The following is a 23,189-nucleotide window of genomic DNA, read 5'->3' on the forward strand; positions in this document are numbered from 1 at the left end:
CCCCGCCAGTGCTCGCTTGCCCGCTGATACGTTTCCCATCTCGAACCCATGCCTCTGTCATCCCCTGTCCCCCGCACTGCCCGCCATGTCCGACGCGTCACCTACCAGGGTTACGAGCGCGAGGACGGGCTCTGGGACATCGAGGGCGAGCTGCACGACAGCAAGCCGCAGGACCTGCCGTCGCTGCGCTACCCGGACGGCGTGCGCCGCGCGGGCGAACCCATCCACCACCTGTGGCTGCGCGTCACCGTGGACCGCGACCTGGTGGTGCGCGCCATCGAGTCCGCCATGGATGCCCACCCCCTGGCGGGCTGCACACAAGCGCAGCGCGCCCTGCAGGCGATGGTGGGCTGCAGCATGGCGCGCGGCTGGCGCCAGTCCATCCAGACCCACCTGGGCGGCGTGGCCGGTTGCACCCATCTGCGGGAACTGCTGTTCAACCTGGCCACGGCCACGTTCCAGACGATTCACGCCGCATTCCAGAATGAAGGCGACGAGCCGCCGCGCCACTTGGGCCAGTGCGCGGGTTGGGACTTCAGCGGTCAGGGAGTGAAGGAGCACTACCCGCAGTTCTACGGCCGCGCGCCGCGCACGCCGAAGGCAGCCTGATCAGCAACCGCTCCCGATTCAATAGCTGCCCGCGCTTGCTCCACAGGCGCTAGAGGCACTTTTTACCTATAGACCTGATTTAGATCGACCGCATGTGCTGGCGCCCAGCTCAGGTTCACCATCCGGCCACTCGCGGAGGATGAATAGCGCTTGAACGGCTCGGCCCGACGGACGGCCTGCGCCAACCCCTGGTTAGCCAGCCCTGGTTAGTAGAGCGAGTGGAGAGTGGCGTGGCACATCCGCCGGGGACTCGCGGCTGGGCGGTCGAGCCAAAGCCGTGTCCCGCGCGCCACAGCTGCTGCCCAGCGGGGCAACCAGCCCAGCCACGTCGGCCTTCCCTCCCCCGGAAAAGCGGCGCAGCCGGGCGCCGCGCCGATGAGACACGCAGTTGCTCTTGTGGCCGCAGGGGGTCAGCCCAGCACGTCCTGCAGGGCCACCTCGTACAGCGAAGTCAAGCTGTCCGTAACCTCCAGCAGGCGCTCGCTGGTGGTGGCCACGTTTTCCAGGCCGCGCGGGTCTGGCTGGCGCTTGAGGGCGGCCTCGAAAAACACCCACTGCGCCTGGCCCAGTTCCAGTGCCGAGCGGATGGCCAGGGTGGAGATGGGAGCCTTGTTCAACTGCGCGAGGGCACGCTGGAACTCATCGGCGTCGCCCGTCATCTGCTCGCGCACCGTGCGGCTGTCAAGGCCGGCGGCCAACAGCTCATAGTTCTTGGCCAGGCGCTGCGACAGCATGCGCTGGCGCCCGGCGGTGTTGACCAGGCGTGCCGTGGGCGCCTGGGCCAGCCGCTCGAGGGCCTCGGTGGTGGTGTTGGCAGCAGCCAGCATTTGGTCGGCCTGGGCCGACACGGCCTGAAAGCCCTCCTTCGTCGGCGCCTGGGCCGTGAGCGCGTCCAGGCGGTCCGCGTTGCGGCGCACGTCCGCCAGCAGCCGCGCCACCTCGGGCGGCCAGCTCTGGCGGTCCATGTCCTCGAAGCCGGAATGCACCTGCCGGCGGGTGTGTTCCAGCGCATCGCGGGCGCGCGCGGCACCCACGTTCAGGTACAGCTGGCCGTAGACCTTGGCGGTGCGCTGGGACAGCGCCCGAAAGCGCGCCGTGCGGTTGATGGCCGTGGCCAGGGCCATGCGCGCCTGGGCCGACAGCGGCAGGGCCGGCACCAGCAACACGGTGGCCAGCGCGCGCACAGCGGTGCGGCGGCCGCGCCGGCAGGCGGCGACGGAGGGAGGGGTGGGGACTGGGCGTTGGTTCTGCATGCGCCGTATTCTCAAATCGCCCTCCCGCGCCCCCTATGACACTGGTCAAAGGCACCTCATGTCGCTGCCGTGACAGCAGATTGATCAACATCAATTTAGCGGGCAGCCGCCATACCCCTACGACGCCGATGGGGCACAATTTCGCCATGGCTGAACGTGTCATTCCCCTCGTGGATCAGCGCAGCAAGGTGCTGCAGCCCCCTGCGCTCCTGGCCGCGGCACCCGCTACCGGACTGCTGCAGGACACGCTCTCCCGTCCCTTGCGCGACCTGCGCATCAGCGTGACGGACCGCTGCAACTTCCGCTGCGGCTACTGCATGCCCAAGGAAGTGTTCGACAAGCACTACCGCTACCTGCCGCACAGCGACCTGCTGAGCTTTGAAGAGATCACGCGGCTGGCGCGCCTGTTCATGGCGCATGGCGTGCGCAAGATCCGCCTCACCGGCGGCGAGCCGCTGCTGCGCAAGGACCTGGAGAACCTGGTTGCCCAGTTGGCGGAACTGCGCACGCTGGAGGGCCGCGTGCCCGACCTCACGCTGACCACCAATGGATCTCTGCTGGCGCGCAAGGCGCGCGCCCTCAAGGCCGCGGGCCTGCGGCGCGTCACCGTGAGCCTGGACAGCCTGCAGGACGACGTGTTCCGCCGCATGAACGACGTGGACTTTCCGGTGGCCGACGTGCTCGCCGGTATCGAGGCCGCGCAGGCGGCGGGCCTGGAGCACATCAAGGTCAACATGGTGGTCAAGCGCGGCACCAACGACCACGAGATCCCGGCGATGGCGCGCCACTTTCGCGGCACCGGCATCACGCTGCGCTTCATCGAATACATGGACGTGGGCGCCACCAATGGCTGGCGCATGGATGAGGTGCTGCCCTCCGCCCAAGTCATCGCGCGGCTGCAGGCCGAGCTGCCGCTGGTGCCGCTGGCCGCGCAGTCCGCCGGCGAGACCGCCAAGCGCTGGGGCTACGCCGGCCCCGACGGTCGCCACGACCCGCGCTTGGGCGAAGTGGGCGTGATCAGCAGCGTCACGCAGGCCTTCTGCGGCGACTGCAACCGCGCGCGCCTGTCCATGGAGGGCCGGCTGTACCTGTGCCTGTTTGCCTCGCAAGGCTGGGACCTGCGCAGCCTGCTGCGCGGCAATGCCAGCGACGTGCAGATCAGCGCCGCCATCGCCCACATCTGGCAGGGGCGCGGCGACCGCTATTCCGAGCTGCGTGCCAGCCTGCCACCCGAGACGGGCAGCGGCCAGCGGCGCATCGAGATGAGCTACATCGGCGGCTGACCCGCCGCCGCGCCGCAGGGACCTGCCCCGGCGCGCCGTTCACCACCCTTCTTCTTTCCCATGATCGACACCCACGACATCACAGGCCTCATCCTCGCCGGCGGCCGCGGCTCCCGCATGGGCGGGGTGGACAAAGGCCTGCAGAACTTCCGCGGCTTGCCGCTGGCGCTGCACACGCTGATGCGGCTGCAGCCGCAGGTGGGCGACGTGATGATCAACGCCAACCGCAACCTGGCGGCCTATGAATCATTCGGAGTGCCGGTGTGGCCTGATGGCCTTGCCGACTACGCAGGCCCGCTGGCGGGCTTTCTCACAGGGCTGGAGCGCTGCGAGGCCCCTTGGCTGCTCACCGTGCCCTGCGACACACCGCTGTTCCCGCCAGACCTTGCCGCACGCCTGGCCCAGGCCGCCATGCGCGAGGGCGCCGACATTGCCATGGCAGCGGCACCCGAGGCCGACGAGCGCGATGGCACCGTGCGCGTGCGCACCCAGCCGGTGTTTTGCCTGCTGCGCGTGACGCTGCTGGAGAGCCTGGTGCGCTTCACGCAGGGCGGCGGGCGCAAGATCGACCGCTGGACCGAACAGCACGCCTGCGCCGTGGTTCCGTTCGACCAGCCGGGCGACGACCCGCATGCTTTCTACAACGCCAACACCCTGGCCGAGCTGCACGCCCTGGAAGGCCTGGGCCACCGCTGAGCTGCAACCCTCCTTGCCCATACCGCATGAAAACCATTGACCAGATCGCCGCCGAGTTGCAGGGCTACGACCCGCAGGCGCTGCGTGCCGCCGATGTGAACACCTTCCTGGAGCGCCTGGTCGCGCCCGTCACCAGCACCGAAGAAGTCGGCATCTTCGACGCCCTGGGCCGCGTGCTTGCGCGGGACGTGGTCTCGCCCGTCAGCGTGCCGCCGCACGACAATTCGGCCATGGACGGCTACGCCTTCGACGGCGCCCAACTGCAGCCCGGCCAACCGCTGGTGCTGCGCCCGGTCGGCTCCACAGCCTTTGCCGGCGCCGCCTGGACCGGCACCGTGGCCGCTGGCGAGTGCGTGAAGATCATGACCGGCGCCATCATGCCGGCAGGGCTGGACACCGTGGTGCCGCAGGAGTTCACCACTGCCGAGCCCGACGGCCACATCCGCATCGCACCCGACGTGCTGCGCCGGGGCGACAACCGCCGCCTGCTGGGGGAAGACCTCATGCAAGGCCGCGTAGCGCTAGCAAAAGGAGAGCTGCTAGCGCCTGCTGCTATTGGCCTGGTGGCCAGTTTGGGCCTAAAAACGGTGACGGTGTACCGCCGGGTGCGCGTGGCCTATTTCTCCACGGGCGACGAGATCCTCAGCCTGGGCGAGCCACCGCGCGAGGGCGCGGTGTACGACAGCAACCGCTACACGGTCTTTGGCCTGCTGACACGTCTGGGCGTCCAGGTGATCGACCTGGGTGTGGTGCGCGACGAGCCCACACTGCTGGAAGCCGCCTTCCGCCGTGCGGCCACCGAAGCCGACGCCATCATTACCAGCGGCGGTGTGAGCGTGGGCGAGGCCGACCACACGCGCACCATGATGAAGCAGCTGGGCGACGTGGCGTTCTGGCGCATCGCCATGCGCCCGGGCCGGCCAATGGCGGTGGGCCGCATTCGGCCCGAATTACAAGCCAAATCCGATCCTAACGCGCTTCCATCAAGAGTTAACAGCTATCAAAATGGAAGCATTCAGAGTGCAAACGGCAGCAGCGTGCTGTTCGGGCTGCCAGGCAATCCTGTGGCGGTGATGGTCACCTTCCTGGCTTTCGTCCGCCCCGCGCTGCTGCGCATGATGGGCTGCACGCGCGGCGCACCGCCGCTGCTGCGCGCCGTCAGCACCGAGGCCATGCGCAAGAAACCCGGCCGCACCGAATACCAGCGCGGCCTGGTCACCACGGCCGCGGACGGCACGCTGCAGGTGCGCACCACGGGCAACCAGGGCTCAGGGGTGCTCAGTTCCATGGTGCAAGCCAACGGCCTCATCGTGCTGCACCACGGCCAGGGCAACGTGGCACCTGGCGACATGGTCGATGTGATGATGTTTGACGGCGTGATCTGACACGCCCGCGCAGCGGCGGCCGGCTTGGCCGCGTGCGCCGCAGCCCTACCCTGCCCCCATCGCCATCCTTGCAGGAGCCGCCATGCCGTTTGCCGCCACCCATCTCGCTCAGCCGCCTTCGCGTGAAACGGTGGACCAGTGGCTGGGCCCCACCGTGCTGGAGTTCGGTACGCCCTGGTGCGGCCACTGCCAGCGCGCCCAGCCGCTCATCGAGCAGGCCCTCGAAGACCGGGACGATGTGCGCCACGTCAAGGTGGAGGACGGCCCCGGCCAGCGCCTGGGCCGCAGTTTTGGCGTGAAACTCTGGCCCACGCTCGTGTTCCTGCGCGACGGGCGCGAAACGGCACGGCTGGTGCGCCCGCAGACGGCTCAGAGCATCCATGAAGCGGTGCAGGGCATCACCGCCACCACCGGCTGATCACCCGCAAGGCCCGGAACCCGGTCTCAGCGGCCCAGCGCCTGCTCCACACCCTTGTTGGCCAGCATGTCAGCGCGCTCGTTGCCGGGGTCGCCTGCATGGCCGCGCACCCAGTGCCATTCGATGCGGTGGCCCGCTTGATGGGCCAGCTCGTCTAGGCGCTGCCACAGCTCCACGTTCTTCACCGGCTGGCCGGCCGCCGTGCGCCAGCCCTTTTTCTTCCAGCCGTGGATCCACTCGGTGATGCCCTGGCGGACGTACTGGCTGTCCAGGTACAACGCCACCTGGCAGGGGCGCTTGAGCGCGCCCAGCGCCTGGATCACGGCCATCAGTTCCATGCGGTTGTTGGTCGTTCCCAGTTCGCCACCGAACAGCTCTTTCTCCAGCGTGCCTGAACGTAGCACTGCCCCCCAACCGCCGGGGCCCGGATTGCCCTTGCACGCACCGTCGGTATAGATCACCACCTGATTCAAAAAATAGCTCCCAGAAATAAAGAAAATGGCCCGTCGCCTCAGCCCGGGCCATGGCGCCGCGCTACCTGCACCTGCGCGGCAGCCGCCTGCGGCGCCTTGCGCCACGAAGGCTCCAGCAGGCGCATGCCCTGCACGCGCTTGACGGCGACGATCACATACGCGGCCCCGAAGATCGGCCACCAGCGCGCACCCAGCGCGTCCATCCAGCCGTAGCGCTGCAGCCAGCGGTCGCCGGCCACGGCGGGCCGGTAGCAGCCGAAGCTCATGGATTCCAGCTCAAAGCCAAGCAGGCGCAGCCAGTCGCGCAGGCGCCCGGGTGAAATGAACTCCCCCACGTCCGGCAGGAACAGCCGCCCCCCTGCGCCACAGCGCTGGTACAGGCGCGATCGCCGCTGCCGTAACCCCCACAGACTGAGCGGGTTGAGTCCACTGATGACCACCTTGCCCTCCGGCACCAGCACGCGGTGCACCTCGCGCAGCGCCGTGTGCGGGTCCACGCTCAGCTCCAGGGTGTGGGGCAGCGCCAGCAGGTCCAGGCTGGCCTCGGCAAACGGAAGCGCGACCGCATCCGCCAGCAGCGCCGGTGGCTCCTGAGCATCGCTACGCTCTAGCAGCAACTCCGGCGGCATCACGGCCAGCCAGCGGTGCGGCATGCGGTTGCTGCGCAATGCCTGCAGGCCCGGCATGCCCAGCTGCAGCGCGTGGTAGCCGAAGATGTCCGCCACCAGCTCGTCGTAACGCTCCTGCTCCCAGGCCAGCAGGTAGCGGCCAGGGGCAGTATCGAACCAGTGGTGCAAACCTATAATTTCGCCGGTCATGAAGAACTTGCTGCCATTGCCCGCCTTCGCCGACAACTACATCTGGATGATGTACGACGCGCAGCGTGCGGTCGTTGTGGATCCCGGCGATGCAGAACCCGTGTTGCAGGCGCTGCGCAGCATGGGGCTGCCATTGGAAGCGATTCTAGTCACGCACCACCATGGCGACCACGTGGGCGGGGTGAACGCCCTGCGCGAAGCCACGGGCGCAACCGTGTATGGCCCTGCCACGGAGCCCATGCCCGAGCCCCTCATCCGCCTGTCGGGCGGCGACACTCTGCAGGCGCTGGGCCTCACGTTTTCCGTGCTGGACGTGCCGGGGCATACGGCGGGGCATATCGCCTACTACTGTGCGGACATGGAAGGCGAGCCCCTGCTGTTGTGCGGGGATACGCTGTTCTCGGGTGGATGCGGGCGCTTGTTCGAAGGCACGCCCACGCAAATGCAGGCCTCGCTGGATACGCTGGCCGCATTGCCCGGCAACACCCGCGTATGCTGCGCCCATGAATACACGCTGTCCAACCTGAAGTTCGCCCGCGCGGTGGAACCCCATAACGCTGCGCTACTCCAGTACATCACCGAATGCGAGTCCCGGCGCCGCGCGGATCAGCCCACACTGCCGTCGCGCATTGCCATCGAGCGCGACATCAACCCTTTTCTGCGCACGCGCGTTGCTACGGTAGCCCAAGCCGCCCACGGCTTCGACGCCCTCATAGACCCGCGCGAACCCGCAGCCGTACTGGCCGCGCTGCGCCAATGGAAAAACGAATTTCGATGAGACTTCTGCACATCCTGGGGCTGGCAAGCCTGCTGTGGTTGACCGGTTGCGCGACCACTGCCCCTACGGACAACGCCGCATCCACCACCGACCCCACTACTGCCAGCCATACGCCGCTGTATCCGTCGGGACCATTGCAGCCCATCACGGCGAGCGCCGCCAGCGGCCACACAGTGGCTGGCGTCAGCGCGCCAGCCGATCTGTGGGACCGCATCCGGCGCGGCTTTTCCATGCCCGACCTGGACACCGATCTGGTACGCGACCGGGAACAGTGGTATGCCACGCGCCCCGACTACATGCAGCGCATGACCGAGCGCTCCAGCAAGTACCTGTTCCATATCGTCGAAGAGCTGGAACGCCGGGGCATGCCCACAGAACTGGCGCTGCTGCCCTACATCGAGAGCGCCTTCAACCCCCAGGCAGTGTCCAGCGCCAAGGCCGCGGGCATGTGGCAGTTCATGCCGGCCACGGGAACCTATTTCGACTTGAAGCAGAACGCCTTCCGCGACGACCGGCGCGATGTGCTGGCGTCCACGCGCGCGGCACTGGACTACCTGCAGAAGCTCTACGGCATGTTCGGCGACTGGCATCTGGCCCTGGCCGCCTACAACTGGGGGGAAGGCAGCGTGGCCCGCGCGATCGCTCGCAACGAGAAACAGGGTCTGGGCACGCGCTACACCGAGTTGACGATGCCTGCCGAAACCCGCATGTACGTGCCCAAGCTGCAGGCCGTGAAGAACATCGTGGCCAATCCCGACAAGTTCAGCACCGAGCTGCCGTTGATCGAGAACCACCCGTACTTTCAGAGCGTGGAGATCACGCGCGACATGGACGTCACCCTGGTAGCCAGTCTCGCCGGCGTACGCCTCGAGGATTTCCGCGCCCTGAACCCGTCGCTGCACAAGCCCGTGATCCTTGCGGCGGGCATGCCGCAGATCCTGCTGCCCTGGGACAACGCCCAGGTGTTCCGCAAGAATCTGGAGGCCTACACCGAAGGCCAATACGCCAGTTGGACGGTATGGACGGTGCCCAACACGATGAGCGTCTCCACCGCGGCGCAACGCACGGGCATGAGCGAAAACGATTTGCGTCAGGTGAATGGCATTCCACCACGCATGATGATCAAGGCCGGCTCGGCCCTCATGGTGCCCCGCGCGGCCACCATGCGCGCAGACGTCCCGGGTCATCTGGCCGACAACGGCCAAGTCAGCTTCACCCCCGAAATCGTGACGCGGCGCACCACGGTCCGCGCGGGCAAGCGCGACTCCGTAGCCAGCATCGCGCGGCGCTACAAGGTCAGCACCGCAGACGTTGCCGACTGGAACGACGTGAAGACCTCCAGCAAGTTCAAGCCCGGAGAACAGGTCGTGATGTACCTGCCCGTGCGGCTTGCCGCGACCTCGCTGGCGCGGACCAGCGCGAAACAACCCATCAGCCGGGCGACAGTCCGCTCGGCAAAGGCCGGTGTGCCCGCACGCAAGGGGGGCACACCGTCGAAACGCAAACGGTAAGTCTGGCTAGAAACGCAGCGTGTGCATACCCAACAGGCCGAGGATGCCCATCACGATCAGGTACAGCGCAACGATCACGTTGAGCAGTTTGGGCATGATCAGAATCAGGATGCCTGCGATGAGGGAAACCAGGGGGCCAATGCTGAGGTGAAGTGTCATGGGAACTTTGCCGGGATGCGGGAGGAAGGAAAGCACTCGCGCTGCGCGCGCAGCCTAGCCCACCACTTTAGCGGTGATTCCGGGGCGTAAGGCGTACTTGGCGCACTCTGACCGACAGAACCAGCGCCTGGGCACGCCGTAATCTGCCGCAGAGGGCCGGGGGCCTGCATTTTTGCCCTCTCTTGCGCCACACCGAGCTTTCCCAAAAAAAGTCCGATACGGCGCGAAGCGCGGCGTCACATCAGCAGTTGCCTTTTTTCGCCTGACCGGGAGGGCACCCGTGCGGGTGGCTCTTGGGACCCACTCCACGGTTGTCGTAATGGTCGTGATAGACCGCGCAACCGGAAAGCGTGAATGCAGCAACCGCAATGGCAAGCAGAGTCTTCATGGCTGGAAAAGTGGATGGACGTCGAGGCATTTTAGAAGTGCCCATTGTTCCCGGACTGATTGAAACTCGTACGGTGGAGTAGTACGACGCTGTACCACTCATCGCTAGCACAGCGACAAAGGTAAGCAGTCAGGTCATGGGTGCCTTCCATGCTGATCACGGAGCTATTGGGGGGGCAAAACGTTGGCGCACCCCTACCCTCACAATTGGCCAAGCAAAAATAAAAAAGGCCCTGTATCGCTACAGAGCCTTTGAAACTTGGTAGGACGTACAAGATTCGAACTTGTGACCAACGGATTAAAAGAGGCTGCCCGGCCCTTTTTCCAAGTCCTAAACCACGGCTTTCAGACGCACGCACCATGTCACCGGGTGCCAAGCGTAGCCAAATTCTGCTGTCTGCAGCTACGTTGGAGCTACGTTTTATGAGTGATCAAAAACATACCTTTGCCGCGCCAGTCAAAGCCCCTGACTGTTGGGACTGGATCAGGCCCGAGGACGTGGTGAGACACGCTCTCGCCGCGTTCTATTGGGCTTGCAACAACGTCAAGGCCCCCAAGGGGGAGAAATTTCTCGGCGTTGATGGTCGGCCCTACGCTGATCGGGAAACCTTCGCTGATTGCATGACGCACTTCTTTGATCTGCGTATCAAGGCCGAAGCTCATTCAATCGGCATTGGCGACTACGCACCCGAGGCAAAAATGCTGGAACGGTGTACGCAACCACGCTCCGTGTAGATCACGGAGCTTGTCCACAAAACCCACAGGCCGAAGGCCCGGCGACCCCCCGTCGCTTGCGACGAACAGGGGGGTGGGAGCCGGGGAACCTGTGGGGGCTTGTGGTCAAGCGGCGCTCGTCGTATCAGCTTCACGACTTGAGATCCACACCAATACACAATAGACTTCTTGCTGCGACAGCTTGATTTCAGGCTATTTCTGACACCGACACTGGGTCGCCCCGCGCATCGGGGTTACGGTAGAAAGCAGGAGCTACCGTAGGAGCCAAGTTCCCTCTCACAAACACACCGCACCTGTCGCGAATTTCCAACTTCTGGAGTTCGCATGCGGTTACCTGCATCACTTTCTTTTTCTTCTGCAGTCCAGACAGCGGATTTGCCGCTCGTGGGTGGGCAAGCGGCGCGCTGCGCGCCCACGGGCGGCGAAGCCGCCGGGCTTGTCTCATCTAAAACAAGTGGCCCGGCTTTTCTGGATATCGGTTTCTCCAGAAATCTAGTCATGGAACGGCGCGTCAAGCGCCTGCGTCGCCAAGTCTGGGCAGGTGGACATCTCCAGCGCTTCGGCACACCCAACGGCATGCGTGAAAACGTCTGGTTCGTCACCCTGACCTACCGCGGGGTCGACGACTGGCAACCACGCCACATTTCCAAATGCCTCAAGGCTGCACGCCGTTGGTGTCAGCTACGCAGGGTTCCCTTCAGGTACCTCTGGGTCGCTGAATTGCAGCAGCGTGGCGCCCTTCATTACCACCTGGCGATATGGCTTCCTAAGCGGCTACAGCTGCCCATGTTCGATAAGCAGGGATGGTGGCCCCACGGTATGACGCATCGCGTTATCGCAAAAAACGCTGTCGGGTACCTCATGAAGTACCTGTCGAAGATTTCCCCGTTCCACCAGTTTCCCAAGGGAGTGCGACTCTATGGCCTCGGAGGACTTACACAGCAGGCCCGCGGCATCTGCAGCTGGCTCAACCTGCCCAGTTGGTGCAAACAGCGATTCGGAGTTGGTGACCTCAAAACCGTCGCGGGTCGTCGTGTGGTGCGTGCAACGGGGGAAATTCTTGGAGCCATGTACCGACGCGTTTTCCAGCCTGCCGGAATGCGCCTGTACCCCAATGGCCCGCTACCTGCGCGATGGGCTGACGGTCCCTATTCGTCCATAGGTTGCGTGTCGCTTCATGCGGGTGCGTCATGACGAGCCGCACCTTGAACGTGGGCGAGGCGGCGTCCTTGCTGCACATCCACCCGCAAACGCTCATGACCCGCGCCCGCTCGGGCCTCATACCTGGCTGCAAGGTCGGTCGCTCTTGGGTGTTCGTTGAATCTCTGCTGATCGAGTACTTGGTGACACAATCAACCCTGCGTGTGTCTGTAGCCGGTACTCAGGAAGAAACTGAATGTCGCTCTACAGAAGAAAAGACTCGTCCTTTTGGTGGGTCAAACTCCCGGCAATCCGGGGCGAATCTGGCCCTCTACAGGTCAGCACTGGGACTGCCGAAAAACGCAAGGCCCAAGAGTTCCATGATCGGCTGAAGGCCGAACGATGGGAACAAGAAAAGCTCGGCGCCAAGCCTCGGCGCACGTGGGAAGACGCCGTGCTGAAGTTCTTGGAAGAAACCGCGCACAAGCGCACCCACGAACGCGACAAGTCGATTCTGCGCTGGCTGGACGAGCACTTCGGTGGCCGGTACCTCGATGAAATCGACCGCGCAACGATTGACCACATCAAGGCAACGCGAGCGAAGATTGCGACGCAAAGCACGGCTAATCGCTACCTGGCATTGATCCGCACCATTCTGCGCAAGGCTTGCCATGAATGGGAATGGATCGAGCGCATTCCGAAGGTATCGCTCTATCGCGAGAAAGAGGGCCGCATTCGCTCGCTCACCCCCGCCGAATTCGCGAAGCTGCTGCAACACCTCCCGCCCCACCTAGCGGACATGGCGGCCTTCTCGGTTGCCACTGGCCTACGGCAAGGCAACGTGCGCGGGCTGACCTGGAGTCAGATCAATCTGGAGTTGCGCCACGCATGGATCACTCCCGAGCAGCACAAGAACGGCAGAGCGCACGCGGTGCCGCTGAACGACATGGCCATGGCCGTGCTGCAAAAACAGATCGGCAAGCACCCAACGCACGTTTTCTCGTACCGAGGGCACCCCATCGCCAATGTCTCGACAAAGGCATGGTGGAAAGGCTTGGAGCAAGCCGGGATCGAGAACTTCCGCTGGCACGACCTGCGGCATACGTTCGCGACATGGCATCGCCAAGCAGGCACGCCAACGCATGAGCTTCAAAGACTTGGGGGGTGGAAAACGCTCTCGATGGTGGAGCGGTACGCGCATGTGGCGCCTGAAGGCTTGCAGGCCGCTGCAAGTCGGCTGGATAATGTGCTTGGCTACGCTTTGGCTACGCCAGATGAAAAAAAGGGACTGACCATGACAGCCAGTCCCTCTGTATCTCTGGTAGGACGTACAAGATTCGAACTTGTGACCAACGGATTAAAAGTCCGCTGCTCTACCAACTGAGCTAACGTCCCAGCCTTTGCCACCTCTCAGTAGCAAAGCTAAAGATTATAGCGTGGTTTTCAGGTCTTCGACCTTTCCGCCAACTTGTCGAGAATCCATCCCGCTGCACACTGACCAAATGTGGCCGTGACGGCGACCGATGAGCCATAACCATGGCAATTCAGGGATCCGTCGCCTTCACCGACGCCGCAAGACGCGTGTGGCTTTGATACCGCTTCCTTGCTATAGACGCAGGTGACGCCGATTTTGCGGCCTTCTCGGGCCGCGCCGTGGTTCCTGCGCAAGCGATAGCGCAGCTGGGCCAGCAGCGGGTCGTGCGTGGTAAACGCCAGATCTTCTACCTCGACTTTATATGCGTGACGCTTACCCCCGGCAGCACCTACCGTGACGAAAGGCAGCCGCGTGGAGACGGCCCAAGCTGCCATTGCGGCCTTGGCGTTTACTTGGTCGCATGCATCCACCAATGCATCCACCGAAGATGGCAACAGAGTGGGCCAGTTCTGTGCATCCACGAACTCTTCAACGCAGTTCACCCGACATGCCGGATTGATCAGGGCAATGCGCTCGGCCATGGCGCGTACCTTGGCTTGGCCTATGGTTGTGGTCAGAGCGTGAATTTGCCGGTTGACGTTCGACTCGGCTACATGGTCCAAGTCAATCAGCGTGAGCGCTCCGACGCCGCTGCGCGCGAGTGCCTCTGCTGTCCAAGAACCCACGCCGCCAATTCCGACCACAGCAACGTGCGCGCTCCGGATGCGTGCGGCGCCCTCCTGCCCGAACAGGCGTTCCAGCCCTGCGAAGCGCCGCTCCAAGTCTGGCGTGTCGTCAACGGGTGTGATCACTTCAGGCGCGCCAGTCGTTCCTTCGCAGCGGCTGCTGCTTCCGACTGCGGATAAACGCGCAGCAAGTCCTCCAGGGTCTTGCGCGCAGCCCGCGTATCTTTCAATTCGATCTGGCAATTGGCGATCGAGAGGGCCGCCTCGGGAGCGCGCGCATGGTCTGGCGCCGCCGACAACAGAGCCTTGAAGTTGTTAATGGCCTCTTTGTAATCACGCGTGGCGTACTGTGCATTGCCCAGCCAAAACCGGGCAGACGGCACATAACCGGACTGTGGATACTGGCGCACGAAGCTGCTGAAAGCGTTGGAGGCTTCACCGAACTTACCTGCACGGAAGAGCGCCAAGGCCGCCTCAAAATCACGCTTCTCTGCAGGATCAGCCCGGAATTCGCGCCCGTCCAGCGTCACCGTCGCGGGCTCAAACTGGCGTAAACGCTCATCGACACCCTGCGCCATGTCCTTCTGGCGGCGCTGCAGCTCTGCGACATCGCGCAATAACTGCTCGTTCTGACCACGCAGTGTCGCCTGTTCGGTGCGTAATGCCTCGATTTGCATCTGTAGGTCGAGCAGGCTGCGCCGTAGTTGCGAGACCTCATCGCCGGACCGTTCACCCGCACGCTGGCTGGCCTGCGTCAATGCATCGACACGCTGGCGCATCTCAAGGATGGCACGGCGCGCCTCGCTGTCCTCGAACAATGCATAGCTGGGGGTCGACCAGCAGGCAGCGGCGGCCAGCGCCGCCGCGCCCAGCGCCCGCGGGCGCAGGAGCAAAGACATGCGCGGCATCAACGGTACGACAGCTCAACGCGGCGGTTTTGCGAGTGCGCGTCTTCCGTGTGGCCCTGCACCGCCGGCTTTTCCTTCCCAAAGCTCACCGCCTCCACCTGCGCGTCCTGCACGCCCAGCAGCCCCAACGAGCGGCGCACGGCTTCCGCGCGCTTCTGGCCCAGCGCCAGGTTGTACTCGCGACCACCGCGCTCATCGGTATGGCCCTCCAGCACGACCTTGCGGGCGGAAGACGCCTTCATGAAGCGAGCATGGGCCTCCAACACGGACTGGAACTCAGGCTTGACGATGAAGCTGTCAAAGTCGAAGTAAATGACGCGCGCCACGCCAACGGGACCCGCGGCGTCGCGGCCCGACTGGGACAGGTCCACAGGAGCCACGCCGCTTTGGCCCGTGCTGCCCGAGTTGGCACCCGGTGCGGTGGACGTAGCGCCGCGGTCTTCGACCGGCACATCGTCCAGCTTGACGCCGGAGCTGCAGCCTGCCATGAGGGCGACGATGGAGAGCGCCAGGGACACGCGCTTGAAGGGAAAACGGTTCATTAATAACTCCTGAAGAGCAGTTGTTCGAAAAACGGAAACTTATTTGTTCTGGAACGGGCCCCAGTCGGGCTCGCGGATATCTCCACCCTGCCCCGCCAGACGCGCTTTGATTTTGCCGTCCAGCGTGGTGGTCATCAGGGCTTCGCGACCCTGCTGCTGCGTGGCATAGACGATCAGGCGGCTATTGGGAGCAAAGCTGGGATTCTCATCGGCGGAGGTGTCGGTCACAGCCGTCACGCTGCCCGACTTCAAATCCATCACGTGCAGCTTATAGGCGCCGCCCACGCGGGAAATGTAGGCCAACCACTGACCATCGGGACTGATGCTGGGTGAAATGTTGTAGGACCCGTTGAAGGTCACGCGCTCCGCGCCTCCCCCGCTGGCTGCCACGCGGTACACCTGGGGCGAACCTCCACGGTCGCTGACGAAGTAGATGCTGCGGCCGTCGCTGGAGAACACGGGCTCCGTGTCGATGCCGCTGCTTTGCATCAGGCGGCGCGGCTCACCGCCGTTGGCGTCGATGGTGTAGAGCTGCGAGCCCCCGTCGCGGCTGAGGGTCACGGCCAAGGTACGGCCATCGGGCGACCAAGCAGGGGCACTGTTGGAGCCACGGAAATTGGCGATCAAACGGCGGCGGCCTGTGGCCACGTCATGCACGTACACCACCGGCTTGCGCGACTCGAACGATACGTAAGCCAGCTGGGTCCCGGTGGGCGCCCATGCGGGAGAAATGATCGGCTCAGGACTGGAAAGCGCTGACTGCGCGTTCTCGCCGTCCGCATCGGCCACCCAAAGGCTGTAGCGCGAGCCGGCTTTGGTCACATACGCAATGCGGGTGGAGAAGATACCGCGCTCGCCGGTGAGTTTTTCGTAGACGAAGTCGGCAATGCGGTGCGCCACCAGACGCAGGTCGGCCTGCGTGACCACGAAGCTCTGGCCGCCCAGGTCCTGCGCCTTGACCACGTCCCACAAGCGGAATCGCACGTCGAAACGGCCGTCGGCCAAGCGCGTGATGCTGCCGGAGGTGAGTGCGTCGGCCTTGCGCTGACGCCACAGGGACAGATCGGGACGGGACGATTCATCCAGCGCGACACCCGACGCGTCCACGCCCAAAAAGCGCCCGCTGCGCTCCAGGTCAGCCTGGACGATGGCGGATATTTTCTGCGGCGACTGCGGTTCGCCACGGAACGGTGCAATCGCAATGGGCAGTTGCGTCAGTCCTACGCCCGTGATTTCCACACGGAACTGCGCAAGCGCTGAAAGGGATGAACTGGCAGCCAAGGCTGCAATGGCGTGGCGCCGCGAAAGCTGCGGCAGAGCCGTGCGGAAGGAAGGGGTATTGGGGATGCGGTCAATAGTCATTGGAACCATCGAATAACCGTCAAATGCCGGCAAACAGAGCCTCGCATGTTACACATAGCGTAGCGTGCCATGTGACAAACTGTGCCGGTCTGCAATAGCCGAAACGTAGAATCCGCCCCTCATGCAAGATTCGAATCATAGCGCGCCAAAGACCACTTTGCAGCAAGCTCCGCAGCCTCTTTCGCTGTGGGAGCGGTTGCGCAGGCTCCATCCGTACTTCGGTCACCAGCGGCTGGCATGGACCATGGCGGTATTGGCGACGATCGTCGCGGCCGCTACCGAGCCATTGATTCCCGCGCTTCTCAAACCATTGCTGGACCAGGGTTTTACAGAAGGATCGCTGGAGCTGTGGATGGTTCCCGTGGCCATCATCGGCGTCTTCCTGGTGCGTGGGCTGGCCCAGTTCACGGGACAGTACGCCCTCACGCGCATCGCCAACGAGGGCATGCTGCGCCTGCGCACGGCGCTGTTCGAGCGGCTGCTGGCGGCGGACATGGGGCTTTTCCATCGCCAGTCGGCCAGCGCACTGTCCAACACCGTGGTGTATGAGGTGCAGACCGGGTTCACCTCGCTGGTCCAGGCGCTGCTGGGCCTGTCGCGCGACGGTTTCACGCTGGTCGCCCTGCTGGGTTATCTCATCTACCTGAACTGGCAACTCACGCTGATCGTGGCCGTGCTGGTGCCGGGGGTGGCCTGGGTGATGAAGACGCTCTCGCGGCGCCTGTACAAGATCACTAAAAGCAGCCAGCAGGCCACCGACGACTTGGCCTATGTGGTCGAAGAGAACGTGCTGGCCCACCGTGTGGTACGCCTGCACGGCGCCCAGGCCGAGCAGGCCGCGCGCTTTGACACGCTGAGCCAGCGCCTGCGCCGCCTGGCCATCAAATCCACGATCGCCTCGGCCGCCATGACGCCCACCACGCAGTTGCTGTCCGCGGGCGCGCTGTCCACCGTGATCTGCATCGCCCTGTGGCAAAGCCATGGCAACGGTGCCAAGGACGTGACCGTGGGCGGTTTCGCCTCGTTCATCGCGGCGATGCTGATGTTGATAGCGCCCATCCGCCGCATGGCCGACATCGCCAACCCCATCACGCGTGGCGTGGCGGCGCTGGAACGGGGTCTGGCCCTGCTGCACGAGGCGCCGGCCGAGACAGGCGGCACGCACACCGCGCAGCGCGCCCAGGGGGCGATTGCCCTGCGCAACGTGACCGTGTCCTTCCGTCCCGACCAGGCACCCGCACTGGACGCCGTGAGCCTGGACATCCGCCCGGGCGAAGTGGTGGCGTTCGTTGGCCCCTCCGGTGCCGGCAAGACCACGCTGGTGAACTTGCTGCCGCGCTTTCTCAGCCCCAGCAGCGGCCAGGTGCTGCTGGATGGCGTGGCGACCGACCAGTGGGCGTTGCCCAGCCTGCGCGCGCAATTCGCCATGGTGAGCCAGGACGTGGTGATGTTCAACGACAGCGTCGCCGCCAACGTGGCGCTGGGCGCTGCCGTGGACGAGCAACGTGTGCAGCACTGTCTGGACGCAGCGAACCTCGCCGAGTACGTGGCCAGCCTCCCGCAGGGTATGCACACCGTGGTGGGGCACAACGCGACGCAGCTGTCGGGCGGACAGCGGCAGCGGCTGGCCATCGCGCGGGCGCTCTACCGCGACGCTCCGGTGCTCATCCTCGACGAGGCCACCTCGGCACTGGATACCGAATCCGAACGCCTGGTACAGCAGGCCCTGCAGCACCTCATGCAGGGGCGCACCACGCTGGTAATTGCCCACCGCCTCTCCACCATCGAACACGCGGACCGCGTGGTGGTCATGGAGCAAGGGCGCATCGTCGAGCAGGGCCCCCACGCGGAGCTGTTGGCCCGGGGCGGCCTGTACGCTCGCCTGCGCGCACATGGCGGCGCATGACGACTACCAAAACAATAGCTGCTTGCGCTTACCCTGTAAGCGATGTAGCACTCTTTTGACCTGAAACTTCCAGCTGAAAAGCGCCAGCAGCTCCGTTATTCATAGCGTACGCGCCCAAGGGCCTACCATTTCCCGCGGTCCGGCTGGCGGCGGCGTACGGCCTCCGCCACCAGTTGCACCATGTCCTGCCGGTCGGCGCGCATGGCGAAATCCACGGCCGACAGGCCCAGTTGGTTCTTCAGCGATGGGTCGGCCCCCTCGCTGATCAGCAGGCGCGCCGCATCCGCCGTGCCGTAGCGCACGGCCATCATCAGCGGCGTGGTGCCGTTGGGCGATGCGGCGTCGATGTAGGCGTGATGCTCCAGCAACAGCGCCACCATGGCCGCGGCATCGGCCGTGGTGCTCGCGGCGGCATAGTGCAGCGGCGCCCAGCCGGTCTTGTTGACGTCCGCCTCGCGCGCGATCAGGCCGCGCGCAGCGGGCAGATTGCCGCGCAACGCGGCCATCATCAGCGCGCTTTCGTCCTTGGCATTGCGCTCCTCCACCTTCAGCCCCTTGGCGGCGATCAGCACCTCGGCCACCTGCCGCGCTTCCTCGCGCAGGGCCAGGATCAGCGCGGGCTGCCCCTTGGGATCGCGCGCGTTGGGGTCAAACCCGCGGCGCAGCAGCGAAGCCACCGTGGCGGCATCGTCGCGCGCGATGGCACGCAGGAAATCGTCGTACGCGCCGGCATGCGCCGGCCCCGCGGTGCCGGCGGCAACCACGGCGAGCCACGCCAGGGCGCTGCGACGCTGCAACAGGCTCTTCATACTGCCTCCTTGCTCAAGAAAAGTTGCTCGAAGTTACGGCTGGTTGCCTCGGCCACCTGCTGGACGCTCAGCCCTTTCACCTGTGCCAGCTGCTGGGCGACGTAGGGCACATAAGACGGGTTGTTGGTCTTGCCCCGGTAAGGCACCGGCGCCAGATACGGGCTGTCGGTCTCGATGAGCAGGCGGTCCATGGGCACAAAGGCGGCCACGTCGCGCAGGTCCTGCGCGTTCTTGAACGTGACGATGCCCGAGAACGAGATGTAGTAGCCCCGGTCCAGCGCCGCGCGGGCCACCTCGGCGGTTTCGGTGAAGCAGTGGAACACGCCGCCCGCACGGTTGCCCGCACCGTCCTCGCCCTCTTCGCGCAGGATGGCCAGGGTGTCCTGCGACGCGCTGCGCGTGTGGATCACCAGCGGCTTGGCCGCCGCGCGCGCAGCGCGGATGTGCGTGCGAAAGCGCTCGCGCTGCCACTCTAGGTCGGCGATGCTGCGGCCGCCCTTGCGGTCATCCATGCCGTAGTAGTCCAGCCCCGTCTCCCCGATGGCCACCACGCGCGGCAGCGCTGCGCGCTCCAGCAGGTCCTGCACGGAGGGCTCGGCCACGCCTTCGTTGTCCGGGTGCACGCCGACCGTGGCCCAGAAGTTGTCATAGCCGGTCGCCAGCGCGTGCACGGCGGAGAACTCCTCCATCGTGGTGCAGATGCACAGCGCGCGGTCCACCTGCGCCTCGGCCATGGCCTGGCGGATCTGCGGCAACTGGCTGATGAGTTCGGGAAAGTTCAGGTGGCAGTGGGAATCGACAAACATGGTGGTCTCGAAAAACAAAAATGCCGACCGGCGGGCGCGGTCGGCATCCTGCGGGGCCCGCGAAGGGTTGCCCTTAGATGGTCTGCGTAGGCCGTTCAGACGCCAGGGCCGTGCCCAGCACTTCCTCGATCTTGTGCTTGAGCTGGCGCGACTTCTCGTCCTTGGGGAACTGGATGCCTACGCCCTGCGTGCGGTTGCCCGCGGCGCGCGCGGGTGTCACCCAGGCCACGCGGCCGGCCACGGGGTAGCGCTGCGGGTCGTCGGGCAGCGTGAGCAGCACGTACACATCATCGCCGAGCTTGTATTCGCGCGCCGTGGGCACGAAGATGCCGCCCTCTTCGAAGAACGGGATATAGGCTGCGTACAGCGCGGCCTTTTCCTTGATGTTCAGCTGCATGACGCTGGGGCGCGGCGCTGTGGAGGGACTGCTCATAGGTCGTAGAAGGCTTTCAATGGCGCGAGTTTAGTGTGTGGCGCGCCTGCGCCACAAGCGACTCCAGCATCAGGCCGGCGTTGAAGGGGTGCTCGGCCGTGCGCGCCTCCTTGGCGAGGGCGCGCGACCAGCGCGTGAGCGGCCCCACGCCGGGCGGCGCGGGCAAGTCGGCGGGCGAGAAATAGCGCGGCTGTGCACCCACGCGTTGCGCCAGCAGATCGTGGCAGAGCTTTTGCAAGGCATCTACGGCCTGTGCGGGTTCCAGCCCGGCCAGCGCCGACACGTCGCCGCGCGCCACGGCCTTGGGCAGCAGCGCCCAGGTCTGCGGGCTGCGGCCCGCACGCGCCAGGGCTAATGCGTCGTCAGGCCGGCCGCCGGCGGCGCGCAGCAGGGCCTCGGCCGCATCAGCGGGCACGCCCTGCTCTACCAGCCATTGCTGGCTTTGGGCCGGATCGGGCCACTGCAGGGTGTGCCCCAGGCAGCGGCTGCGGATGGTGGGCAGCAGTTCGTGCGCGGCCTCGGTGGCCAGCACAAACCGCACGTCGCCCGGCGGCTCCTCCAGCGTCTTGAGCAGCGCGTTGGCCGTCACATGGTTCATCTGCTCTGCCGGGTAGACCAGCACGGCCTTTCCGCGGCCACGCCCGCTAGTGCGCTGGGCGAACTCCACCGCGTCGCGCATGGCCTCCACCCGGATCTCGCGGCTGGCCTTGCGCTTCTTGTCCTCGATCTCGGCCTGCGCCTTCTCGGGCAGCGGCCAGCCCAGGGCCAGCGCCTGCGTTTCGGGCATGAGCACGCACAGGTCGGCATGCGTATGCACATCGATGCCATGGCAGCTGGCGCACTGGCCGCAGGCGCCGTGCGCGGTGGGCGCATCGCACAGCCAGGCGCGCACCAGCTCCAGCGCCAGCGTGTACTGGCCCAGGCCGGACGGGCCCTGCAGCAGCCACGCGTGGCCGCGCTGGGCCAGCAGCGTCTGGCGCTGCGCGGCGATCCAGGGGGCAACCGTGGCACTCATGGCGTCTGCGCCAGCCAGCCGTGTGCGGCCACTACGGCACGCAGCTGCGCGGCAACCTGCTCGCGCGGCTGCGACGAGTCGATGCGCGCAAAGCGCTGCGGCGCTCCCGCGGCGCGGTCGGCATAGCCGCGCGCCACGCGGGTGAAGAATTCCACAGGCTGCGACTCGAAGCGGTCGGGCGCGCGCGCGGCGGACAGGCGCTGCGCGGCCACCTCAGGTGGCACGTCGAACCACAGCGTGAGGTCCGGGTTTCGCATCAAATCGGGCTGCAGACCAACACCAGTCTGCGCAAGGCGCTCCATATACGATAGCACCTCCAGATCGAAGCCGCGCCCTGCGCCCTGGTAGGCAAAGGTGGCATCGGTGAACCGGTCGCACAACACCACCTCGCCGCGTGCCAGCGCCGGCTCGATCACGCAGCGCAGATGGTCGCGCCGCGCGGCAAACACCAGCAGCGTTTCGGTCAGCGCGTCCATGCTGTCGTGCAGCAGCATCCCGCGCAGCTTCTCGGCCAGCGGTGTGCCGCCGGGCTCGCGCGTCAGGGTCACGGTATGCCCCGCAGCGCGCAGCGCCTGGGCCAGCGCGTCGATGTGCGAGGACTTGCCCGCGCCGTCGATGCCCTCGAAGGTGATGAATGCGCCGTTGGTCATTTCTGGCCGCGTTGGTAGCGGTTCACCGCACGGTTGTGGTCTTGGAGCGTGCTGCTGAAGTGGCTGGAACCGTCGCCGCGCGCCACGAAGTACAGCGCCTTGGTGGGCGCGGGCTGCACCGCGGCCAACAGCGCCGCCTTGCCTGGCATGGCAATCGGCGTGGGCGGCAGGCCCACACGTGTGTAGGTGTTGTAGGGGGTGTCGGCGGTGAGGTCACGGCGGCGCAGGTTGCCGTCGAACTTCTCACCCAGGCCGTAGATCACCGTGGGGTCGGTCTGCAGCAGCATGCCCACGCGCAGGCGGTTGCTGAACACGCCGGCGATCTGCGCGCGGTCTTCGGCGCGGCCGGTTTCCTTCTCGACGATGCTCGCCAGGATCAGCGCCTGGTCGGCGGATTGGAGCGGCGTGTCCGGCGCGCGCTGCGCCCAGGCCGCGTCCAGACGCCGGTCCATGGCGTGCAGCGCGCGACGCAGCACGGCAATGTCGCTGCTGCCCTTGGCATAGGTGTAGGTGTCGGGAAAGAAGCGCCCCTCCGCGGGCACGCCCGCGCGGCCCAGGCGCTCCATGATGTCCGCGTCGCTCAGGCCCTGGGTGTCGGGCTTGAGCTGCTCGGCCCGCGCCAGCGCCTGGCGCACCTGGCGAAAGGTCCAGCCTTCCACCAGCGTGACGGCGCGCAATGCCTCCTCGCCGCGCACCAGCTTCTGCAGCAGCGCGTAGGGGCTGGTGCCCTGGGGAATCTCGTAGTTGCCGGCCTTGATCTCGCGGTCCTTGCCCGACAGCCGGAACCACAGGAACAGCACGTCTGCATCCGTGGCCATGCCCGACCGCACCACCGCGCGGGCCACGCTGCGTGGCGTGGTGCCAGGCTCGATCTCCAGCTCCAGCGGCTGGCCGGCGGGCACGTCCGCGCGCACCGGCAACGGCGCCTGCAGCCACCAGGCGGCCACAGCGCCCACGGCGATCACGATGAGCAACACCAATGCGAGGAAACGACGCACAACCCTGCAGCCTGT

At 65.7% G+C, this 23,189-nt stretch carries 26 protein-coding genes, 1 tRNA gene and 1 pseudogene; 12 read left to right on the top strand and 16 right to left on the bottom strand.

The annotated features are described in order from the left end of the window. Positions 1-48: 48 nt before the first annotated feature. The gene (locus QY917_RS06640) at positions 49-609 is read left to right on the top strand and encodes a DUF2889 domain-containing protein (protein WP_123675742.1); all 561 of its coding nucleotides are present in this window, start codon (positions 49-51) and stop codon (positions 607-609) included. 410 nt (positions 610-1,019) lie between these two features. Here QY917_RS06640 and QY917_RS06645 read toward each other — a convergent pair whose 3' ends face one another. Then, complete coding sequence (locus QY917_RS06645) at positions 1,020-1,862, bottom strand: type IV pili methyl-accepting chemotaxis transducer N-terminal domain-containing protein (protein ID WP_123675741.1); 843 nt, start codon at positions 1,860-1,862, stop codon at positions 1,020-1,022. Between the two features lie 146 nt (positions 1,863-2,008). Here QY917_RS06645 and moaA point away from each other — a divergent pair, with 146 nt between their 5' ends. From moaA to QY917_RS06665, 4 genes are all read left to right on the top strand, one after another. Further along, entirely contained in the window at positions 2,009-3,145 is a 1,137-nt protein-coding gene (moaA, locus tag QY917_RS06650; RefSeq protein WP_123675831.1) for a GTP 3',8-cyclase MoaA, read from the top strand. 60 nt (positions 3,146-3,205) lie between these two features. Beyond that, complete coding sequence (gene mobA / locus QY917_RS06655) at positions 3,206-3,841, top strand: molybdenum cofactor guanylyltransferase MobA (protein ID WP_123675740.1); 636 nt, start codon at positions 3,206-3,208, stop codon at positions 3,839-3,841. 26 nt (positions 3,842-3,867) lie between these two features. Further along, positions 3,868-5,226 (top strand): gephyrin-like molybdotransferase Glp, encoded by a 1,359-nt coding sequence (gene glp, locus QY917_RS06660; RefSeq protein ID WP_123675739.1) that lies wholly within the window; start codon positions 3,868-3,870, stop codon positions 5,224-5,226. An 82-nt stretch (positions 5,227-5,308) separates the two neighbouring features. Next, positions 5,309-5,644 carry a thioredoxin family protein gene (locus QY917_RS06665; RefSeq protein ID WP_011805012.1) on the top strand — a complete coding sequence of 112 codons (336 nt, stop codon included), beginning with the start codon at positions 5,309-5,311 and terminating at the stop codon, positions 5,642-5,644. Positions 5,645-5,670: 26 nt separating this feature from the next. Here QY917_RS06665 and rnhA read toward each other — a convergent pair whose 3' ends face one another. Together rnhA and QY917_RS06675 are read right to left on the bottom strand one after the other, a co-directional pair. Then, a complete protein-coding gene (gene rnhA / locus QY917_RS06670) occupies positions 5,671-6,117 on the bottom strand; it encodes a ribonuclease HI (protein WP_015913473.1) in 447 nt (148 codons plus the stop codon). A 38-nt stretch (positions 6,118-6,155) separates the two neighbouring features. Next, positions 6,156-6,935 carry a class I SAM-dependent methyltransferase gene (locus QY917_RS06675; protein ID WP_011805010.1) on the bottom strand — a complete coding sequence of 260 codons (780 nt, stop codon included), beginning with the start codon at positions 6,933-6,935 and terminating at the stop codon, positions 6,156-6,158. Between QY917_RS06675 and gloB the strand changes: the two genes are divergently transcribed. Both gloB and QY917_RS06685 read left to right on the top strand, forming a co-directional pair. Next, positions 6,934-7,713, top strand: coding sequence for a hydroxyacylglutathione hydrolase (gloB, locus tag QY917_RS06680; protein ID WP_088886578.1), 780 nt, complete (start codon positions 6,934-6,936; stop codon positions 7,711-7,713). The genes QY917_RS06675 and gloB overlap by 2 nt on opposite strands. Beyond that, positions 7,710-9,224, top strand: coding sequence for a transglycosylase SLT domain-containing protein (locus QY917_RS06685; protein WP_123675738.1), 1,515 nt, complete (start codon positions 7,710-7,712; stop codon positions 9,222-9,224). The genes gloB and QY917_RS06685 overlap by 4 nt, the downstream gene beginning before the upstream one ends. 6 nt (positions 9,225-9,230) lie before the next feature. On the opposite strand, the gene QY917_RS06690 is transcribed toward QY917_RS06685, so the two are convergent. Further along, positions 9,231-9,383, bottom strand: a complete 153-nt coding sequence (locus QY917_RS06690; RefSeq protein ID WP_011805007.1) for a DUF3096 domain-containing protein — start codon at positions 9,381-9,383, stop codon at positions 9,231-9,233. A gap of 747 nt (positions 9,384-10,130) precedes the next feature. On the opposite strand from QY917_RS06690, the gene QY917_RS06695 reads away from it, so the two are divergent. The 3 genes from QY917_RS06695 (at position 10,131) to QY917_RS17350 (ending at position 12,037) form a co-directional block, all read left to right on the top strand. Beyond that, complete coding sequence (locus QY917_RS06695; RefSeq protein ID WP_162844541.1) at positions 10,131-10,505, top strand: hypothetical protein; 375 nt, start codon at positions 10,131-10,133, stop codon at positions 10,503-10,505. Between the two features lie 324 nt (positions 10,506-10,829). Next, the gene (locus QY917_RS06700) at positions 10,830-11,699 is read left to right on the top strand and encodes a hypothetical protein (protein WP_148061004.1); all 870 of its coding nucleotides are present in this window, start codon (positions 10,830-10,832) and stop codon (positions 11,697-11,699) included. Positions 11,700-11,761: 62 nt separating this feature from the next. After that, the gene (locus tag QY917_RS17350) at positions 11,762-12,037 is read left to right on the top strand and encodes a hypothetical protein (protein WP_369684868.1); all 276 of its coding nucleotides are present in this window, start codon (positions 11,762-11,764) and stop codon (positions 12,035-12,037) included. On the opposite strand, the gene QY917_RS06705 is transcribed toward QY917_RS17350, so the two are convergent. Beyond that, complete coding sequence (locus QY917_RS06705) at positions 11,977-12,420, bottom strand: hypothetical protein (protein WP_302079091.1); 444 nt, start codon at positions 12,418-12,420, stop codon at positions 11,977-11,979. The two genes, QY917_RS17350 and QY917_RS06705, sit on opposite strands and share 61 nt — an antisense overlap. Positions 12,421-12,444: 24 nt before the next feature. Between QY917_RS06705 and QY917_RS06710 the strand changes: the two are divergent. Then, positions 12,445-12,795, top strand: a pseudogene (locus tag QY917_RS06710) (site-specific integrase); the annotation flags it as partial. Positions 12,796-12,964: 169 nt separating this feature from the next. On the opposite strand, the gene QY917_RS06715 reads toward QY917_RS06710, so the two are convergent. The 5 genes from QY917_RS06715 to tolB all read right to left on the bottom strand — a co-directional run bounded on the left by QY917_RS06715 (position 12,965) and on the right by tolB (position 16,557). Then, positions 12,965-13,040 (bottom strand) — tRNA-Lys (locus QY917_RS06715). A gap of 48 nt (positions 13,041-13,088) precedes the next feature. After that, positions 13,089-13,871: a ThiF family adenylyltransferase gene (locus tag QY917_RS06720; RefSeq protein ID WP_123675735.1), complete on the bottom strand. Its 783-nt coding sequence runs from the start codon at positions 13,869-13,871 to the stop codon at positions 13,089-13,091. Continuing rightward, positions 13,868-14,653 (bottom strand): tol-pal system protein YbgF, encoded by a 786-nt coding sequence (ybgF, locus tag QY917_RS06725; protein ID WP_123675734.1) that lies wholly within the window; start codon positions 14,651-14,653, stop codon positions 13,868-13,870. Before ybgF ends, QY917_RS06720 begins: the two co-directional genes overlap by 4 nt. Next, positions 14,653-15,195: a peptidoglycan-associated lipoprotein Pal gene (gene pal / locus QY917_RS06730; RefSeq protein WP_011804994.1), complete on the bottom strand. Its 543-nt coding sequence runs from the start codon at positions 15,193-15,195 to the stop codon at positions 14,653-14,655. Before pal ends, ybgF begins: the two co-directional genes overlap by 1 nt. Positions 15,196-15,234: 39 nt before the next feature. Continuing rightward, entirely contained in the window at positions 15,235-16,557 is a 1,323-nt protein-coding gene (tolB, locus tag QY917_RS06735) for a Tol-Pal system beta propeller repeat protein TolB (protein ID WP_123675733.1), read from the bottom strand. A gap of 121 nt (positions 16,558-16,678) precedes the next feature. Here tolB and msbA point away from each other — a divergent pair, with 121 nt between their 5' ends. Beyond that, positions 16,679-18,463: a lipid A export permease/ATP-binding protein MsbA gene (gene msbA, locus QY917_RS06740; protein ID WP_123675732.1), complete on the top strand. Its 1,785-nt coding sequence runs from the start codon at positions 16,679-16,681 to the stop codon at positions 18,461-18,463. A 122-nt stretch (positions 18,464-18,585) separates the two neighbouring features. On the opposite strand, the gene QY917_RS06745 is transcribed toward msbA, so the two are convergent. The 6 genes from QY917_RS06745 to mltG all read right to left on the bottom strand — a co-directional run bounded on the left by QY917_RS06745 (position 18,586) and on the right by mltG (position 23,174). Then, positions 18,586-19,272 carry an ankyrin repeat domain-containing protein gene (locus tag QY917_RS06745; protein WP_123675731.1) on the bottom strand — a complete coding sequence of 229 codons (687 nt, stop codon included), beginning with the start codon at positions 19,270-19,272 and terminating at the stop codon, positions 18,586-18,588. After that, the gene (locus QY917_RS06750) at positions 19,269-20,078 is read right to left on the bottom strand and encodes a TatD family hydrolase (protein WP_123675730.1); all 810 of its coding nucleotides are present in this window, start codon (positions 20,076-20,078) and stop codon (positions 19,269-19,271) included. Before QY917_RS06750 ends, QY917_RS06745 begins: the two co-directional genes overlap by 4 nt. Positions 20,079-20,151: 73 nt before the next feature. Then, positions 20,152-20,511 carry a PilZ domain-containing protein gene (locus tag QY917_RS06755; protein ID WP_088886564.1) on the bottom strand — a complete coding sequence of 120 codons (360 nt, stop codon included), beginning with the start codon at positions 20,509-20,511 and terminating at the stop codon, positions 20,152-20,154. 16 nt (positions 20,512-20,527) lie between these two features. Next, positions 20,528-21,526, bottom strand: coding sequence for a DNA polymerase III subunit delta' (locus QY917_RS06760; RefSeq protein WP_123675729.1), 999 nt, complete (start codon positions 21,524-21,526; stop codon positions 20,528-20,530). After that, positions 21,523-22,176, bottom strand: coding sequence for a dTMP kinase (tmk, locus tag QY917_RS06765; RefSeq protein WP_123675728.1), 654 nt, complete (start codon positions 22,174-22,176; stop codon positions 21,523-21,525). The genes QY917_RS06760 and tmk overlap by 4 nt, the downstream gene beginning before the upstream one ends. After that, positions 22,173-23,174 (bottom strand): endolytic transglycosylase MltG, encoded by a 1,002-nt coding sequence (mltG, locus tag QY917_RS06770; RefSeq protein WP_123675727.1) that lies wholly within the window; start codon positions 23,172-23,174, stop codon positions 22,173-22,175. Before mltG ends, tmk begins: the two co-directional genes overlap by 4 nt. Positions 23,175-23,189 lie beyond the last annotated feature (15 nt).

This window comes from Diaphorobacter sp. C33, assembly GCF_030503915.1.
In the GTDB taxonomy this organism is placed as follows: Bacteria; Pseudomonadota; Gammaproteobacteria; order Burkholderiales; family Burkholderiaceae_C; genus Diaphorobacter; species Diaphorobacter nitroreducens.

Excerpts from the sequence above, each read along its gene's own strand:
- QY917_RS06640 (WP_123675742.1), top strand. The coding sequence starts at position 49 with ATGCCTCTGTCATCCCCTGTCCCCCGCACTGCCCGCCATGTCCGACGC.
- QY917_RS06645 (WP_123675741.1), bottom strand. The coding sequence starts at position 1,862 with ATGCAGAACCAACGCCCAGTCCCCACCCCTCCCTCCGTCGCCGCCTGC.
- moaA (WP_123675831.1), top strand. The coding sequence starts at position 2,009 with ATGGCTGAACGTGTCATTCCCCTCGTGGATCAGCGCAGCAAGGTGCTG.
- mobA (WP_123675740.1), top strand. The coding sequence starts at position 3,206 with ATGATCGACACCCACGACATCACAGGCCTCATCCTCGCCGGCGGCCGC.
- glp (WP_123675739.1), top strand. The coding sequence starts at position 3,868 with ATGAAAACCATTGACCAGATCGCCGCCGAGTTGCAGGGCTACGACCCG.
- QY917_RS06665 (WP_011805012.1), top strand. The coding sequence starts at position 5,309 with ATGCCGTTTGCCGCCACCCATCTCGCTCAGCCGCCTTCGCGTGAAACG.
- gloB (WP_088886578.1), top strand. The coding sequence starts at position 6,934 with ATGAAGAACTTGCTGCCATTGCCCGCCTTCGCCGACAACTACATCTGG.
- QY917_RS06675 (WP_011805010.1), bottom strand. The coding sequence starts at position 6,935 with ATGACCGGCGAAATTATAGGTTTGCACCACTGGTTCGATACTGCCCCT.
- QY917_RS06685 (WP_123675738.1), top strand. The coding sequence starts at position 7,710 with ATGAGACTTCTGCACATCCTGGGGCTGGCAAGCCTGCTGTGGTTGACC.
- QY917_RS06690 (WP_011805007.1), bottom strand. The coding sequence starts at position 9,383 with ATGACACTTCACCTCAGCATTGGCCCCCTGGTTTCCCTCATCGCAGGC.
- QY917_RS06695 (WP_162844541.1), top strand. The coding sequence starts at position 10,131 with ATGTCACCGGGTGCCAAGCGTAGCCAAATTCTGCTGTCTGCAGCTACG.
- QY917_RS06700 (WP_148061004.1), top strand. The coding sequence starts at position 10,830 with ATGCGGTTACCTGCATCACTTTCTTTTTCTTCTGCAGTCCAGACAGCG.
- QY917_RS17350 (WP_369684868.1), top strand. The coding sequence starts at position 11,762 with ATGACCCGCGCCCGCTCGGGCCTCATACCTGGCTGCAAGGTCGGTCGC.
- ybgF (WP_123675734.1), bottom strand. The coding sequence starts at position 14,653 with ATGCCGCGCATGTCTTTGCTCCTGCGCCCGCGGGCGCTGGGCGCGGCG.
- pal (WP_011804994.1), bottom strand. The coding sequence starts at position 15,195 with ATGAACCGTTTTCCCTTCAAGCGCGTGTCCCTGGCGCTCTCCATCGTC.
- tolB (WP_123675733.1), bottom strand. The coding sequence starts at position 16,557 with ATGACTATTGACCGCATCCCCAATACCCCTTCCTTCCGCACGGCTCTG.
- msbA (WP_123675732.1), top strand. The coding sequence starts at position 16,679 with ATGCAAGATTCGAATCATAGCGCGCCAAAGACCACTTTGCAGCAAGCT.
- QY917_RS06745 (WP_123675731.1), bottom strand. The coding sequence starts at position 19,272 with ATGAAGAGCCTGTTGCAGCGTCGCAGCGCCCTGGCGTGGCTCGCCGTG.
- QY917_RS06750 (WP_123675730.1), bottom strand. The coding sequence starts at position 20,078 with ATGTTTGTCGATTCCCACTGCCACCTGAACTTTCCCGAACTCATCAGC.
- QY917_RS06755 (WP_088886564.1), bottom strand. The coding sequence starts at position 20,511 with ATGAGCAGTCCCTCCACAGCGCCGCGCCCCAGCGTCATGCAGCTGAAC.
- QY917_RS06760 (WP_123675729.1), bottom strand. The coding sequence starts at position 21,526 with ATGAGTGCCACGGTTGCCCCCTGGATCGCCGCGCAGCGCCAGACGCTG.
- tmk (WP_123675728.1), bottom strand. The coding sequence starts at position 22,176 with ATGACCAACGGCGCATTCATCACCTTCGAGGGCATCGACGGCGCGGGC.